This window comes from Streptomyces sp. A012304, assembly GCF_026008495.1.
Lineage (GTDB): Bacteria > Actinomycetota > Actinomycetes > Streptomycetales > Streptomycetaceae > Streptomyces.
Genome location: NZ_BQUN01000096.1, coordinates 132,479 through 147,368, shown reverse-complemented (window position 1 = coordinate 147,368; position 14,890 = coordinate 132,479). Strand labels below are relative to the sequence as shown.

Annotated in this window: 15 protein-coding genes and 1 tRNA gene; 13 read left to right on the top strand and 3 right to left on the bottom strand. The window is 73.9% G+C overall.

The annotated features are described in order from the left end of the window. The 4 genes from ALMP_RS21635 to ALMP_RS21620 form a co-directional block, all read left to right on the top strand. A partial coding sequence (locus ALMP_RS21635) for a class E sortase (RefSeq protein ID WP_264930776.1) occupies positions 1 to 587 on the top strand: 587 nt, incomplete at its 5' end. Positions 588 to 670: 83 nt separating this feature from the next. Beyond that, a complete protein-coding gene (locus ALMP_RS21630; protein WP_264930774.1) occupies positions 671 to 982 on the top strand; it encodes a DUF6412 domain-containing protein in 312 nt (103 codons plus the stop codon). A 208-nt stretch (positions 983 to 1,190) separates the two neighbouring features. Continuing rightward, entirely contained in the window at positions 1,191 to 1,910 is a 720-nt protein-coding gene (locus ALMP_RS21625) for a YidC/Oxa1 family membrane protein insertase (RefSeq protein ID WP_264930772.1), read from the top strand. A gap of 115 nt (positions 1,911 to 2,025) precedes the next feature. Further along, a complete protein-coding gene (locus tag ALMP_RS21620; protein ID WP_264930770.1) occupies positions 2,026 to 2,883 on the top strand; it encodes a fumarylacetoacetate hydrolase family protein in 858 nt (285 codons plus the stop codon). Positions 2,884 to 3,017: 134 nt separating this feature from the next. On the opposite strand, the gene ALMP_RS21615 is transcribed toward ALMP_RS21620, so the two are convergent. Next, entirely contained in the window at positions 3,018 to 3,518 is a 501-nt protein-coding gene (locus tag ALMP_RS21615) for a heme-degrading domain-containing protein (protein ID WP_264930767.1), read from the bottom strand. Further along, positions 3,515 to 4,585, bottom strand: a complete 1,071-nt coding sequence (locus tag ALMP_RS21610) for a Gfo/Idh/MocA family oxidoreductase (protein WP_264930764.1) — start codon at positions 4,583 to 4,585, stop codon at positions 3,515 to 3,517. Before ALMP_RS21610 ends, ALMP_RS21615 begins: the two co-directional genes overlap by 4 nt. Positions 4,586 to 4,712: 127 nt before the next feature. Here ALMP_RS21610 and ALMP_RS21605 point away from each other — a divergent pair, with 127 nt between their 5' ends. The 5 genes from ALMP_RS21605 (at position 4,713) to ALMP_RS21585 (ending at position 9,314) form a co-directional block, all read left to right on the top strand. After that, positions 4,713 to 5,921 carry an ROK family transcriptional regulator gene (locus tag ALMP_RS21605; protein WP_264930968.1) on the top strand — a complete coding sequence of 403 codons (1,209 nt, stop codon included), beginning with the start codon at positions 4,713 to 4,715 and terminating at the stop codon, positions 5,919 to 5,921. A gap of 162 nt (positions 5,922 to 6,083) precedes the next feature. Then, entirely contained in the window at positions 6,084 to 6,866 is a 783-nt protein-coding gene (locus ALMP_RS21600) for a hypothetical protein (RefSeq protein ID WP_309299514.1), read from the top strand. 248 nt (positions 6,867 to 7,114) lie between these two features. Then, positions 7,115 to 7,894: an HAD-IIA family hydrolase gene (locus ALMP_RS21595; RefSeq protein WP_264930762.1), complete on the top strand. Its 780-nt coding sequence runs from the start codon at positions 7,115 to 7,117 to the stop codon at positions 7,892 to 7,894. Between the two features lie 104 nt (positions 7,895 to 7,998). Further along, positions 7,999 to 8,652 carry a hypothetical protein gene (locus ALMP_RS21590; protein ID WP_264930760.1) on the top strand — a complete coding sequence of 218 codons (654 nt, stop codon included), beginning with the start codon at positions 7,999 to 8,001 and terminating at the stop codon, positions 8,650 to 8,652. A gap of 2 nt (positions 8,653 to 8,654) precedes the next feature. Continuing rightward, positions 8,655 to 9,314 carry a class F sortase gene (locus ALMP_RS21585; protein ID WP_264930758.1) on the top strand — a complete coding sequence of 220 codons (660 nt, stop codon included), beginning with the start codon at positions 8,655 to 8,657 and terminating at the stop codon, positions 9,312 to 9,314. Positions 9,315 to 9,388: 74 nt separating this feature from the next. Here the strand turns inward: ALMP_RS21585 and ALMP_RS21580 are convergent. Further along, positions 9,389 to 9,462, bottom strand: a tRNA-Lys gene (locus tag ALMP_RS21580). Between the two features lie 214 nt (positions 9,463 to 9,676). Between ALMP_RS21580 and ALMP_RS21575 the strand changes: the two genes are divergently transcribed. The 4 genes from ALMP_RS21575 to ALMP_RS21560 all read left to right on the top strand — a co-directional run. Then, entirely contained in the window at positions 9,677 to 11,188 is a 1,512-nt protein-coding gene (locus ALMP_RS21575; RefSeq protein WP_264930756.1) for a peptidoglycan-binding protein, read from the top strand. 60 nt (positions 11,189 to 11,248) lie between these two features. Further along, positions 11,249 to 12,370: an SPFH domain-containing protein gene (locus ALMP_RS21570; protein ID WP_264930753.1), complete on the top strand. Its 1,122-nt coding sequence runs from the start codon at positions 11,249 to 11,251 to the stop codon at positions 12,368 to 12,370. Between the two features lie 123 nt (positions 12,371 to 12,493). Then, complete coding sequence (locus ALMP_RS21565; RefSeq protein WP_264930751.1) at positions 12,494 to 13,099, top strand: lytic polysaccharide monooxygenase; 606 nt, start codon at positions 12,494 to 12,496, stop codon at positions 13,097 to 13,099. A 158-nt stretch (positions 13,100 to 13,257) separates the two neighbouring features. After that, positions 13,258 to 14,890, top strand: a 1,633-nt coding sequence (locus ALMP_RS21560; protein ID WP_264930749.1) for an AMP-binding protein, incomplete at its 3' end; no start/stop codon positions are given.

The window sequence follows — 14,890 nt, the reverse complement described above, 5'->3', positions numbered from 1 at the left end:
CCCCGGCCGACGGCAGCCCCTCCACCCGCCCCGGGGAAACCGGCGGGACCGGTGAGACCGGTGAGACCAGAGGGAACGGCGAAGCCGGTGCCATCGCGCCCCTGCCCGTCTCCCGGCCCGCCCCCTCCCAGCCCTACGCCATCCTCACCATCCCCCGTCTCCGCCTCCGTGTCCCCGTCGCCGAGGGCACGAGCAAGCGGGGCGTCCTCGACAAGGGTTACGCCGGTCACTACGCCGGCACCCAACAGCCCGGCCGACCGGGCAACTTCGCCCTTGCCGGGCACCGCAACACCCACGGCGAGCCCTTCCGCCGCCTCGACCGGCTCCGCCCGCGGGACACGGTCGAGGTCGAGACGGCGGAGGCGACCTACATCTACGCCGTCGACACCGTCCTGCCGCAGACCTCGCCCCGCGACACCGACGTCCTGCGTCCCGTGCCGCGCTCGGCCGTCCATCCCGCCCGCGGCTACGACGCCCCTGGCCACTACCTCACCCTCACCACCTGCACCCCCGAGTACACGTCCAAGTACCGTCTGGTGGTGTGGGGCAGGCTGATTTCCACACAGGTACGGTCCCCTCGGCCATGACCATCGGCGGGACCGTCGGGTATAACCGATGACAGACAACAGACACCCGGGCGAGACGGGACGACAGGGAGGGGGCGCCAGTGATGCGTGACTGGTTCGCCGCGCTGCGGCCCACCGCCGTCCTCCTCTTCTTCCTCCTCGACGTCGCCCTCTTCGACGCCGGCGGTCTCTCGGCCACCGTCGCGCTCGCCGCGACCGCCGCCGCCGGTGCCGCGCTCGCCGTGTGCGGCGTGGTCGCCGCGCGCTCCGCCCCCGCCGTGCCGCCCACCCGGGTGCGTACGGCCATCCGCGACCGGGACCGCCGTACGGCCTTCCTGCCGCAGCGGGATCCGGACGCCTCCGGACGGCCCCGGCCCAGGGCACCCGGGCACGCCCTCGCGACGACCGCCGCGTAGGGCACCCGCAGCACAAGAACACGCACAGGTGACCCCGCGCGGGTCGTCATGCCGCCATGCCCGGCCCGGCATCCGCATGCCTCAGCGGCATCCGCATGTCCGGCCCGGCATCCGCATGCCTCACCGGCATGCCCGTATGCCGCCACCGGCATTCCGACACCCCGGCACGACGAGACCCCCGGAGGGCTCCGCACCCATGTCCGTCCTCATGTCCGCATTCGTCCACCTCGTCGAGCGGTTCGCCGACCTGCTCGCGCCCCTCTTCCAGGCCTCCGCGGCCGCCGCCGCGATCGTCCTGTTCACCGCGCTCGTACGACTGCTCGTCCACCCCCTGTCCCGGGCCGCCGCGCGCGGGCAGAAGGCCCGGGCCGCGCTCCAGCCGCGCATCGCCGAGCTGCGAAAGAAGCACGCCCGCGACCCGGAGAAGCTCCAGCGGGCGGTGCTGGAACTGCACACGCGGGAGAAGGTGTCACCGCTGTCCGGCTGCCTGCCCAGCATGCTGCAACTGCCCGCCTTCTTCCTCCTCTACTACGTCTTCTCCCACTCCACGGTCGGCGGCGAGACCAACGAGCTGCTCACCCACCGGCTGGTCGACGCGCCCCTGGGCGACCGCTGGACCGACGCGCTCGCGGCCGGCGGGATGTTCGGCGACGCGGGGCTGGTCTACCTCGGACTGTTCGCCGTCGTCACGGCGGTCGCGACCTTCAGCTACCGCCTCTCGAAGCGCATGATGGCCACCAACCCGGCGATGGCCGGCGGCGAGGAGGTCCCCGGGATGGGCGCCGTCACCAAGGCCATGCCGTTCCTGTCCTTCTTCACCCTCGTCACGGTGGCCGTCGTCCCGCTGGCCGCCGCGCTGTACATCGTCACCAGCACCGCCTGGAGCGCGGTGGAGCGAGCCGTCCTGTACCGCCCGCAGAGCGGATGACGGTCCAGTACGTGAACCGGGTATTGCGGAGTGGACTGCCGGCTTGGACGATCGACCAGTCCTCCGATGGCCGCACACGTCGGTGGGCGCCCCGCGATCGAGGGAGATTGTGATCATGAAGCTGCTGCGAGTCGGTACGGCGGGTGCGGAGCGCCCCGCGCTGCTGGAGGCCGACGGAACACTGCGGGACCTGTCGGGCGTCGTGACCGACGTCGACGGCGCCCTGCTCGCCGACGACGCGGCGCTCGACCGGATCCGGGCGGCCGCCGAGTTCGGGGAGCTGCCTTCCCTGGATCCGGCCGGGCTGCGCGTCGGACCGCCGGTCGGGCGGATCGGCAAGATCGTGTGCATCGGGCTGAACTACCACGACCACGCTCGCGAGACCGGGGCCGAGCCGCCCGCCGAGCCCGTCATCTTCTTCAAGGCGGCGGACACGGTCGTCGGCCCGTACGACACCGTGCTGGTGCCGCGCGGGTCCGCCAAGACCGACTGGGAGGTGGAGCTGGCGGTCGTCATCGGGCGCACGGCCCGCTACCTGGAGTCGGCCGAGGAGGGGCTCGCCCATGTCGCCGGGTACGCGGTGGCCCATGACGTGTCGGAGCGGGAGTTCCAGATCGAGCGGGGCGGGACCTGGGACAAGGGCAAGAACTGCGAGACGTTCAACCCGCTGGGGCCGTGGCTGGTCACGGCGGACGAGGTGCCCGACCCGCAGGACCTCTCCCTGCGGCTCTGGGTCAACGGGGAGCTGAAGCAGGACGGGACGACGGCCGAGCAGATCTTCCCCGTGGGGGAGGTCGTGCGGTACGTCAGCCGGTTCATGACCCTGTACCCGGGTGACGTCATCAACACGGGCACGCCTGCCGGGGTCGCCCTGGGCCGGCCGGACCCCAAGCCGTTCCTGCGCGCCGGGGACGTGGTGGAACTGGAGATCTCCGGGCTCGGCAGGCAGCGGCAGGAACTCAAGGACGCCTGAGAGGCCATGGGCGGGCGGGCGCGGGAGTACGGCGACGGCGAACCGTTTCCGCGGTCGCTGCCGCCGCTCCCCGCGCTCACCCGTTCGGCCGCCGCTCCCCGCGTCCGCCCTGGGGAGGGTTTCCGGCCGGCCGCTCACCCCTTGGCCAGGAACTCCTCCAGCGCCTCCACCACGAAGCGGTGGTCCTCCAGCTGCGGTAGGCCCGACACCGTCACCGCGCCGATCACGCCGACGCCCTCGACGTTGATCGGGAAGGAGCCGCCGTGGGCCGCGTACGTGTCGGGGTCGAGGCGGGAGGACTCCTCGAACGTGGTGCCCTTGGCCCGGTAGCGGGAGCCCACCAGGTAGGAGGAGGCGCCGAAGCGCTCCACCACCCGGCGCTTGCGCGCGATCCAGGCGTCGTTGTCGGGGGCGGAGCCCGGCAGCGCCGCGTGGAAGAGCTGCTGGCCGGCGCGGTGGATGTCGATGGCCACCGGCGCCTGGCGCTCGCGGGCCAGCTCCACCAGGAGCGAGCCGAGCGCCCAGGCGTCGTCGTGCGTGAACTGGCGGAAGACCAGCCGCCGTTCCTGCGCCTGGAGCTCCTCCAGGCTCGGGGTGATCTCCGGGGTGAACTTCGGGGTGATCTCGTGGGTCACAGTGTCACCACCACTCCGTCTCGTGCCGAACGGCGGGCCGCCTCCAGGACGTCGAGCGCGGCGGCCGCCTCCTGGGCGGTCACCGGGACCGGGCCGCCGTCGATCAGTGCCTTGGCCACCGCAGCGTAATAGGCGGGGTAGTCGCCGGGGAGGGTCCGTACGGGTCGTCCGCCGCCGGTCAGCGGGGAGTCGCCGGCCCCGACGCGGCCCCACAGCTCCTCGGGTTCCTCGCCCCAGCCGGCGCCGGGACGGGCGCCCTCCCGCAGGGCGGCCTCCTGCGGGTCCAGGCCGTACTTCACGAAGCCCGCGCGCGAGCCCAGCACCCGGAAGCGCGGACCGAGCTGGGCGGCCGTCGCGGAGGCGTACAGATGGGAGCGGACGCCATTGGCGTGCGTGATCGCGAGGAAGGTGTCGTCGTCGGTCCGCGCGCCCGGGCGGCGGACGTCGGCCTCGGCGTACACGGAGACGGCCGGGCCGAAGAGGACCAGCGCCTGGTCGACGAGGTGACTGCCGAGGTCGTACAGCAGACCTCCGATCTCTGCCGGGTCGCCGGACTCGCGCCAACCGCCCTTGAGCTGCGGCCGCCACCGCTCGAAGCGGGACTCGAAGCGCTGTACGTCGCCCAGCTCGCCCTGTTCCAGCAGCGCGCGCAGGGTCAGGAAGTCGTTGTCCCAGCGGCGGTTCTGGAAGACGGAGAGGAGCAGACCGCGCTCCTCGGCGAGAGCGGCCAGTTCCCGCGCCTCGGCGGCGGTGCCGGCGACCGGCTTGTCGACCACGACCGGCAGGCCCGCCTTCAGGGCGGCGGTGGCGATCGGTACGTGCGTCCGGTTCGGGGAGGCGACGACGACCAGGTCGAGGTCGTCGGCCCGGGCGAGGAGTTCCTCGGCGGTGGCGGCGACGCGGACGTCCGGGAACTCGGCGCGGGCCTGCTCCTGCCGCTCGGGGTTCGAGGTCACCACCGCGCTGAGGGCGAGGCCCTCGGTGGCGGCGATCAGCGGGGCGTGGAAGACGGAGCCCGCGAGGCCGTAGCCGACGAGGCCCACGCGGCGGGGAGTAGCAGCAGTCATACGCCTACTTTCGCAACGCTGTTGCCAAAGTGCAAGCACAGGGGACAATGGGCGCGTGAACAGGACGAACGACGGCGTGGGCGGCGGCTCGGTCGGGCCGAGGGGTCCGGACGGGACCAGGGGTCCCATGGGGGTGGGCAGGCAGGCCGGGGCGGGCGGGCCGGGGGCGAACCAGCTGGCCGTGCGCAGTCACAACACCGCGCTCGTGCTGGACCTGCTGCGCACGGCCGGCCGGGACGGCATCAGCCGCCTGGAACTCGCCGAGCGCACCGGCCTCACCCCGCAGGCGGTCAGCAAGATCACCGCGCGGCTGCGGGCCGAGGGGCTCGCGGTGGAGGCGGGCCACCGCGCCTCCACGGGCGGCAAGCCGCGCACGGTCCTGCGGCTCGTCCCCGAGGCGGGGCACGCGGTCGGCGTCCACCTCGACCGCGACGAACTGCGGGTGGTCCTGGCCGACCTCGACGGCGGAGTGGTGGGGGAGCGGTGCGTGCCGCTGGACCTGGGGGCGGGGGCGGAAGCGGTCGTCGGGGCGGTGGTCCGGGAGGCGGAGGAGGTCGTCAGGAGGGGTATCGGCGGGAGGGAGTGGGCCGTCAGGACGTGTGCCGGGGAGAGGGAGAGGGCCGTCGGGGGGACGGAGGAGGAGGCCGCCGGCGCGGCGCTCTCGGCGTACGGCACGCTCCTCGGTGTCGGCGTGGCCCTCCCCGGCCCTCTCGACCACACCCACGGCGTCCTGCACCGCGTCACCGGCTTCCCCGAGTGGGACGGCTTTCCGCTGCGGGACGCGCTGGCGCGGCGGCTCGGGGTGCCGGTCGTCGTCGACAAGGACACCAACGCCGCCGCGCTGGGCCTCGCGGTCGGCGGCGAACGGGGCTCCTTCGCCTATCTCCACCTCGGTACGGGGCTCGGCGCGGGCCTGGTGATCGGCGGGAGCGTGCACCGGGGGGCCCGTACCGGCGCGGGCGAGTTCGGCCACCAGGTCATCCAGCTGGACGGCCCGCCCTGCCCGTGCGGCAACCGGGGCTGTGTCGAGGCGCTGTGTCTCGCGGCCATCGACCGGGGTGACGTGGCCGAGGCGGCCCGGGTCCTCGGCGCCGGCGCCGCCAACCTCGTCGGCCTGCTGGACATCGACCTCGTCCTCCTCGGCGGCCGTACGATCACCTCCGCCCCGGCCCCCTTCGTCCACGGAGTGACCACCGTCCTGACCGCCCGCGCCCGCCGTGAGGGCACCCCCGAGGGCCCCGTACCGGTCCGCCTCGCCCCCGGTGGTCCCCGGAGCGTGGCCGAGGGAGCGGCCCAGCTGCTGCTGGCGCCGGTGTTCGGCCGAGCGGAGGGCTGACGCGGGGAGCGCACCTCGGCCGATCGAGGGCATTCGCACGGCCGTGCGGAGTGGCGTGCCGGGCCGGCCCGTCCCCTCCGGCAAGCTCACGTTTCCATGCGACTGTGCACGCCCGTAGCCCTCTGCCTCGCCGCCGCAGCTGCCGCTGCCGTCGGTCTGCCCGTGGCTCCGTCCGCGTTCGCGGCCCCGAGGTCGGAGGCGTTCGCGGCCCCGAGGGAGGCCGCGCCGAGCTGTGTCGGGCAGAGCCTGGAGGAGTTCCCGCTCACCACCCGCCTGCGGGGCGGCCCCGCCACCTACCGGGCCGGGGGCGGATACGGCGTCTGGTACCTCGACCTCACCAACATCACCCGCCGTCCCTGCGCCGGGGTCCACCCGGTCGTCGTCCTGGTCGACGCAGAGCGGACGCTGAAGCCGTCACAGCCACGGCTGGAGTTCTACGCCGACGGCGACCCGCACGCCGTCCGCTTCGAGGAGACCGACGCGGACGAACTCGTCGGCGTGCTCACCGGCGAGACCACCACCCCCTTCCGGGGCTTCACCGTCGCCGCCGGCCGGACCCTCACCGTCAAGCTCCGCCTCGCGTTCACGTCGGACGCCGAACCCGACGAGGTCACCGTCAACGCCGCCGTCGTGCAGCGGCAGGGGAGCGACGGCGAGTGGGTGGGCCAGTCGAACGACTACACGTTCCTCATCGAACCGGGCACCCACTCCACCGCCACCGAGCCGGGCACCCGCCTCACCACCCCCGAGCCGGGCACCCATCCCACCACCCCCGAGCCGGGCACCCATCCCACCGCCCCGGAGCCGGACACCGGCCTGCCCTCCCTGGCCGAGGAGGCCGAGCAACTCGCCCGAACCGGCCTCGCCTCCCCCGCCGTCATCCTCACCACCACGACCTGCCTGGTCGCCGCCGGCGCGGCCCTCCTCCTGAGTCGCCGCCGCTGACGCGGCACCGCGCCGCCGCCCTCCTCCTCGCCGTAGGCGCCGCAGCGCCCCGCCTCCTCACAAGCACCGGGAAACCCGCCAAGCCCTGGGAACCTGCCAAGCCCCGGGAAACCCGCCAAGCCCTGGGAAACCCGCCCATTCCCTCATGATCGGGCCTGTGATTAGGCTGGGCCGCGCGCTGCGCGCAGTACGCGGCAGCGCGGCACGCACGCACCATCGCCTCGCGCGTACGGCAGGAGACTCCGCACATGGCAGACCGCAAGCCCATCGAGTCGTGGCTCACCGACATGGACGGGGTTCTCATCCACGAGGGTGTTCCGATCCCCGGTGCCGACTCCTTCCTGAAGAAGCTGCGCGAGTCCGGCAGGCCGTTCCTCGTGCTGACCAACAACTCGATGTACACCCCGCGCGATCTGCACGCCCGACTGCGCCGCATGGGCCTGGACGTGCCGATCGAGAACATCTGGACCTCCGCGCTGGCCACCGCCAAGTTCCTGGACGACCAGCGGCCGAACGGTTCCGCGTACGCCATCGGCGAGGCCGGCCTGACCACCGCGCTGCACGACATCGGCTACATCCTCACCGACCACGAGCCCGACTACGTCGTTCTGGGCGAGACCCGCACGTACTCGTTCGAGGCCATGACCAAGGCGGTCCGGCTGATCAACGACGGCGCCCGTTTCATCTGCACCAACCCGGACGAGACCGGCCCCTCCACCGAGGGCCCGCTGCCGGCGACCGGCGCGGTGGCCGCGCTGATCACCAAGGCCACCGGCAAGCAGCCGTACTTCGCCGGCAAGCCCAACCCGCTGATGATGCGGACCGGGCTCAACGCGATCGGGGCGCACTCCGAGACCAGCGCGATGATCGGTGACCGCATGGACACCGACGTACTGGCCGGCATAGAGGCCGGGATGCAGACGTATCTGGTGCTGACCGGCCTGACCCGGCCCGAGCAGGTCGAGAACTTCCCGTACCGCCCGTCGAAGGTCGTCGACTCCATCGCCGATCTCGTCGACCGGATCTGAAACCCGCACCCCGCCCGAAGCGACCCGTTCGGAGCAGCGGCCCGGCGCCTGGAGATGCGGGGCGCCGCCCGGGGGAGGAGCCTCCAGATAGCTGGAGGTTCACCATGAGTTCACTGAAGGCAACGCTCTGTGCGGGCGTCGCGCTCGCCGCCACGGCCCTGCTCCCGGCGGCGCACGCCGCACCGGCGGCACCCAACCCACCCGCCGCACGGGAGGCACCCAACGCGCCAAACGCACCCGCCGCAGCCAACGCGCCCGCCGGACGGGCGGCACCCGCGGTCCTCGCCGCCCCCGCCGCGACCGGCGGCGGCGAGGTCTCGGTGACCCCCGCGACCCCTTCCCCGGGCGCCGAGGTCTCGCTGCGGGTCAGCGGCTGTGTCGGGAAGACGGCCACCGCCGTGTCGGAGGCGTTCGTCTCCGACGCCCGGCTGACCGGCTCGGGCGGCACCCTCGCCGGCGAGACGAGGATCCGCTCCTCGCTGCACGCCGGCGTCTACGCCGTGACGATCACCTGCGTCGACTTCCGGGTCAAGGGCACCATCCAGGTGGCCGTGCCTTCGACACGGCCGTCGACCCCCGCCTCGCCGGTCGCCCCCGTGCACGCCGGCGGCGGTGGCGCCGCCCCCCTCGCCTCCGCCGACGCCTCCCGCGTGGACGGCCCCGGCACCGCCCACGCGGTCACGGGACTGGTCCTGGCGGGCGTCGCCGCCGTCGCCGTGGCGCTCCGGACGATCCGCCGGAGCCGTGGGACGGACTGACCATGGCCGAACACGAACGCTCCTCGGGGCGTCTGCTGACCGGTGTGACTTGGGCGCTGCTGCTGCTCGGGCTGTGGCTGTGGGGGCGCGAGGTGACCGACGTACGACCCGGGGCGTCCGTGCCGGCCACGGGTGACGTGGCCGCGGTCGGGCGTCCGGCCGGCGCCGGGCTGCCGTCCCCCGCGAAACCGCTCCGCCCGGCGCTGCCACAGCGCGTGGACATCCCCGAGCTGGGCGTGCAGGCACCGGTCGTGGCCCGCGGCCTGGACGCCCGGGGCGCGATCGACCCGCCGCCCTACGACCAGGCGGGCATCGTCGGCTGGTACGCGGCCGGCGTGCGGCCCGGGGCCGTCGGCACCGCCCTGATGGTCGGGCATGTCGACACCGAGTCCCGCCCCGCCGTCTTCTACAAGCTGAGCACGCTCGTGGCCGGCGGGACGATCCGTGTCATGCGGGACGACGGGAAGGTCGCCGAATTCACCGTCGACGACGTGGACGTGATCCCCCTCGACCGCTTCGACGCCCATCAGGCCTACGGCACCCGCGAGCCGGGCCGTGCCGAGCTGCGGCTGATCACCTGCGGCGGCACCTTCGACCGGGCGACCCGTAGCTACACGGCGAACGTGATCGTGTCGGCGTATCTGACGGGGACGGCGGTCTGAGCCACTCCGACCGTCGGTGAGAAGCCCTCGACCAGCAGAAAGCCCCTCGCTTTCGCGAGGGGCTTTCTCGTCGGTGCGCCGCCAGGGACTCGAACCCCGGACCCGCTGATTAAGAGTCAGCTGCTCTAACCAACTGAGCTAGCGGCGCCTGCTGACGTCGTTAACTCTACATGACGCCCAGGGGTGCTCCGGACCAGCCGGGTGGCCACCCGGGCGACCGCCGGGCGACCACCGCGGGCGGACCGCGGACCACCCGCGTACATCATTCGGACCGCCATCGTGCGCGGGCGCACGACAGTTGGGAAAGACTGGCGAACGTGCACAGTCGCGGACATTTCCATCTGGAGTGTGAGGGGAATCGCATGGAGCCTCCGGTATTCGAGGAATTCGATCCCGGGAGCGACTGCGACTGCCCCGGATGCGCCCACCGGCGGCGGACGAGTCCGCGTCCCGTGCCCGCCGGGCCGGTCGGTCACCCGGCCGCCCCCCGCGCCGTCGTCGTCGCCGCGGCGACCTCCGCGGCGCTCGGCGCCGGTCACGCCGTACCGGCGCTCGCCGCCCCGCACGACCCCGACCGGCAGGGCTTTCCCGCTGGTGAGGAGCCCGCGACGCCGCAGGGCGGCAAGGCGCCGCTGCACGGTCCGGGCGGCCGGCCGGCGAAACCCACGGGGCCGGTGACCACGGCGAGGGTGCCGCAGACGACGCGGGCGGAGATCCTCCGGCGGGCCAGGACCTGGGTCGCGGCGCAGGTGCCGTACAGCATGAGTTCCTACTGGTACGACGGCTACCGGCAGGACTGCTCGGGCTATGTCTCGATGGCCTGGGGCCTGCCCGGCAACGAGTGGACGGGCAGTCTCGGCCAGTACGCCACGCGGATCGCCAAGGACGAGCTCCAGCCCGGCGACATGCTGCTGTTCCACAACCCGGCCGACCCGGAGCGCGGCTCGCACGTCGTCCTCTTCGGCGGCTGGACCGACTACACGCACATCTACTACATCGCCTACGAGCAGACCCGCCCGGCCACCCGCCGCCAGGCCACGCCCTACGCCTACTGGAGCAACTCCCACCGGTACGTCCCCTACCGCTACAACGGCGTCGTCAGCGAGACCGACGGGACGGGGCGGCAGCCGGAGGAGGGCGGCGGAGGCAGCGCCGGTCCCGGACCCGAGCCCGATTACGACGTCGGACCGGATTACGACGTCGGACCGGATTACTACGTCGGAGCGGATTACGACGTCGGGCCGGATCACGGCGCAGAACCCGGCCACGGCGCTGAACCCGGCCACGGCGTCGAACCCGGCCGAGGGGCCGTGCCCGCCTACCCCGGGCGGGCCTACTTCGGGCCCGGCGCGAACAACGCGTACGTCACCCTGCTCGGCCGGCTCCTCGTCCAGCGCGGCGCCGGGCGCTACTACTCCTCGGGGCCCGGCCCACGCTGGTCGGAGGCCGACCGGCGGGCCACCCAGGCGTTCCAGCTGGCCCAGGGCTGGCGCGGCGCGGACGCCGACGGCATGCCCGGTCCGCTGACCTGGTCGCTGCTGGCCACCGGCCGGGGCCGGAACGTGGTGACGGGCACGGCCGGACCGGCGGCCCCCGCCCCGGCACGGCCCCCGGCCCCCGCCCCGGCGACGGGTGTCCCCGCCTACCCGGGACGGGCCATGTTCCGGCCGGGCGCGGAGAACGCGTACGTCACCCAGCTGGGGAGACAGCTGGCGAAGAAGGGGTTCGGGAGGTTCTACGCGACGGGACCCGGACCGCGCTGGGGCGAGGCGGACCGGCGGGGCGTCGAGGCCTTCCAACGAGCCCAGGGCTGGCGCGGCCGCGCGGCCGACGGCTTCCCGGGGCCGGAGACCTGGCGGCGGCTGTTCTCCTAGGCCGGCCCTCTCGGTTCATTCACTGGCATGGCGTATCTGGCGCGGAGGCTGGAGGCACGCATGAGCGCGAACACGACCACTTCACAGACGCCCGACTCCGAGGGACCGCCGCCCTCCCGGCCCACGCGGCTGATCCAGAACGAGGCGACCACCGAGATCCCCGTCCACCTGCTGTTCCGGGACGAGCCCGAGCCGCGGCCGGTGCCGCTCGCGCCCGCGGTGGTGGGCAGCCGGACGGGCACCGGGGAGCAGCCGCGCGTACGGCGGCCCGCGCCGGCGCAGGTCCGGCCCGTCCCGCAGGTCGACCCGGACCTGGTGGAGCGGCCCGCCCGGGTGCTGCCCGGCGCGGCGGGCGTGGCCGCGGGCGCCTGTGGGGCGGTGGGCTGTGTGGCCGCCTCGTGGTGGGCGGGGGTGCTGCCGCCGCTGCTGGTGGAGGCGCTGCGGCTGCCCACATACGCCGGTGCCGGCCTCGGCCCCGCGCAGTGGGCGGCGTACACGGGGGCGGCCGCGCTCGGGCTGTTCGGCTTCGGCGGGCTGGCCCGGGGCCGGACCGGCCGGGCCTGGGTGCTGGACCTGTTCGGCAGCTACCGGGGGACGGTCCGGCGCACCGGTCTGCTGTGGGTGAACCCGCTGCTGCTGCGCCGCCGGGTCGACGTCCGGCTGCGGCACTGGCGCAGCGAGGCGATGCCGGCCGCCGACGCCAACGGGGTCGCGCTGCGGGTGGTGGCGCTGGTGGTGTGGCGGGTGCGGGACACGGCGCGGGCCACGCTCGGGGTGGAGGACCACGAGGCGTACTTGCGTGAGTGCGTCGAGGCGGCCCTCGCGCGGATCCCGGTGGAGACGCCGGGCTCCGTGCGGGGCGGTATCGCGGCGACCGGGGAGGCGCTGACCCGGCGGGTCGCGCGGGAGGCGGGCGCGGTCGGCCTGGAGGTGTACTCGGTGCAGCCGCTGCGGGTGGAGTACGCCCCGGAGGTGGCGGCCGCGATGAACCGTCGCCGGATCGCCGCGCTCGACGCCCAGCACCGGGCTTCCGTGCTGACCTCGGTGGTCGACTCGGTGGAGGACACGGTCACCCGGCTGACCATGCGCGGGCTCGTCGAACTCGACGACTACGAGCGCAAGGCGCTGGTGAAGGACCTGACGGTGGCGTTCTGCGCGGGGCGCGGCGAGCAGACGCCCTGACGACCCGTCGAACAAGCCCCCCGATTGGTATGGACATGTTCAACGAACGCCCCTAATCTCAAACTTGGTCTAGACCTGCACGCACGGCTCACCGAACTCCCCACGTTCTCCAGGAGCGGCAGCATGCGCAAGAAGACCAAGTGGTACGCCGCCGCGCTCGGGCTGACCACGGCGGGAGCCTTCGCGCTCTCCGCCGGCGGCGCGAGCAGCCACGGCTACACCGACCTCCCCATCAGCCGGCAGAAGCTCTGCCAGAACGGCACCGTGACGGGCTGCGGCGACATCCAGTGGGAGCCGCAGAGCGTCGAGGGCCCCAAGGGCTTCCCCGCCTCCGGACCGGCCGACGGGCGGATCTGCTCCGCCGGTCACAGCCGGTTCGCCGCGCTCGACGCGCCCACCAGGCCGGGCGGCGGCGCCTGGCCCACGACCAGGGTGACCGGCGGCCAGAACCACACCTTCCGCTGGCAGTTCACGGCCATGCACGCCACCACCGACTTCCGGTACTACATCACCAAGCAGGGCTGGAACCAGAACCACGCTCTGTCCCGCTCCGACCTCAACCTCACACCGTTCTTCACGGTCCCGTACAACGGCCAGCGCCCGCCGGCCACGCTCTCCCACACCGGACGCCTGCCGTCCGGACTGAGCGGCCACCATGTCGTCCTCGCGGTGTGGACGATCGCCGACACGGGCAACGCGTTCTACGCCTGCTCGGACGTCTCGTTCTGACCCGTTGCGGATTCACCGATGAATCACGCAGCAGTTGTTACCCCCCACGGGTGACATCCGCGTGCACCGCCCGGGCCCGCCGGCCGTGCGGCGGTGCACGCGGACGTCCCCGGCTCACCCCTCCACATCTGACGCCACGTCAACTACCGTGCGCGCCCATGGAGTCCACCACCGGGACCGTCGCCGAACTCGTCCACGCCCGCTGGGGCGACCACCGTCCGGGGCTGTGGTGCGAGGACACCGTCCTCACCCACCACCAGGTCGCGGCCGGCGCCGCCGCCCGGGCCGCGCTGCTGGCCGACCTGCTGCCGCCGGACGGGCCGCCGCACCTCGGGGTGCTGCTGGACAACACCCCGGAGTACCCGCTGTGGCTGTCCGCCGCGGCGCTCGCGGGCGCGGCGGTCGCCGGGATCAACCCGACCCGCCGGGGCCCCGAGCTCGCCCGGGACATCCTGCACACCGAGTGCCGTCTGCTGATCACCGAGCGGACCCACCTGCCGCTGCTGCGCGGCCTCGACCTGCCGGGCGTACGCCTGCTGATCACCGACACCGAGGAGTACGCGGCCCTGCTCGCCCCGTACGCGGACGCCCGCCCCGACCCCTCCCGCGCCGCCCCCTCCGACCGGCTGCTGCTCTGCTTCACCTCCGGCTCGACGGGCGCGCCGAAGGCCGCGATCCGCACCCAGGGCCGCGTCGCGGCGGCCGGCCGCGCGCTGGCCGGGCAGTTCGACGTCACCCCGGACGACGTCCACTACGTCTGCATGCCGATGTTCCACGGCAACGCGGTGATCGCCGACTGGGCGCCCGCGCTGACGGCCGGCGCGGGCGTGGCGCTGCGCCGCCGCTTCTCGGCGTCCGGCTTCCTCGCGGACGTACGGCGCCACCGGGCGACGTACTTCACCTATGTGGGCCGGGCGATCCAGTACGTCCTGGCCACCGAGGCGAGCGCCGACGACCGGGACCACCGGCTGCGGCTGGGGTTCGGCACGGAGGCGGGCCCGGCGGACGCGGCGGCGTTCGAGCGGCGGTTCGGGGTGCGGCTGGTGGAGGGGTACGGGTCCTCGGAGGGCGGGGCGGCGGTCCAGTGGTCACCGGGTACCCCGCCGGGGGCGGTCGGCCGGGCGGGGCCGGGGCTCGTCGTCCTCGACCCGCGGACCCGCGCGGAGTGCCCGCCGGCCGCGTTCGACGCGGCGGGCCGGCTGCTGAACGGCGACGAGGCGATCGGGGAGCTGGTGAACCGGGGCCCGAACGCCTTCGAGGGGTACTGGCGCAACCCGCGGGCGGAGGCGGAACGGCGCGGAGGGGAACCCGCGGGAGGCGGCTGGTACTGGACGGGGGACCTCTTCTGCCGCGACGCCGACGGCTACCTCTACTTCGCGGGCCGCACCGACGACCGGCTGCGGGTCGACGGGGAGAACCTGGCCGCCGCGATGATCGAGAACATCCTCGCCCGGTACGAGGGCGCGCTGGCCGTCGCCGTGTACGCGGTGCCGGACCCGGTCACCGGGGACCAGGTGATGGCGACGATCGCGGGGCACTTCGAGCCGCGTTCCTTCGCCGCGTTCCTGCGCGCCCAGCCGGACCTGGGGACGAAGATGGCGCCCCGGTTCGTGCGGGTGGTGGAGCGGATGCCGGTCACCGCCACCAACAAGATCCAGCGCGGGCTGCTGCGGAGGGAGGGCGTGCGGTGCGCGGACCCGGTGTGGTGGCGGCCGCCGGGGGAGCGGGCGTACCGGAGGCTGACCGGGGAGGACGCCGAAGGGCCCCTCGCTCCCACGAGAGGCCCTTCAC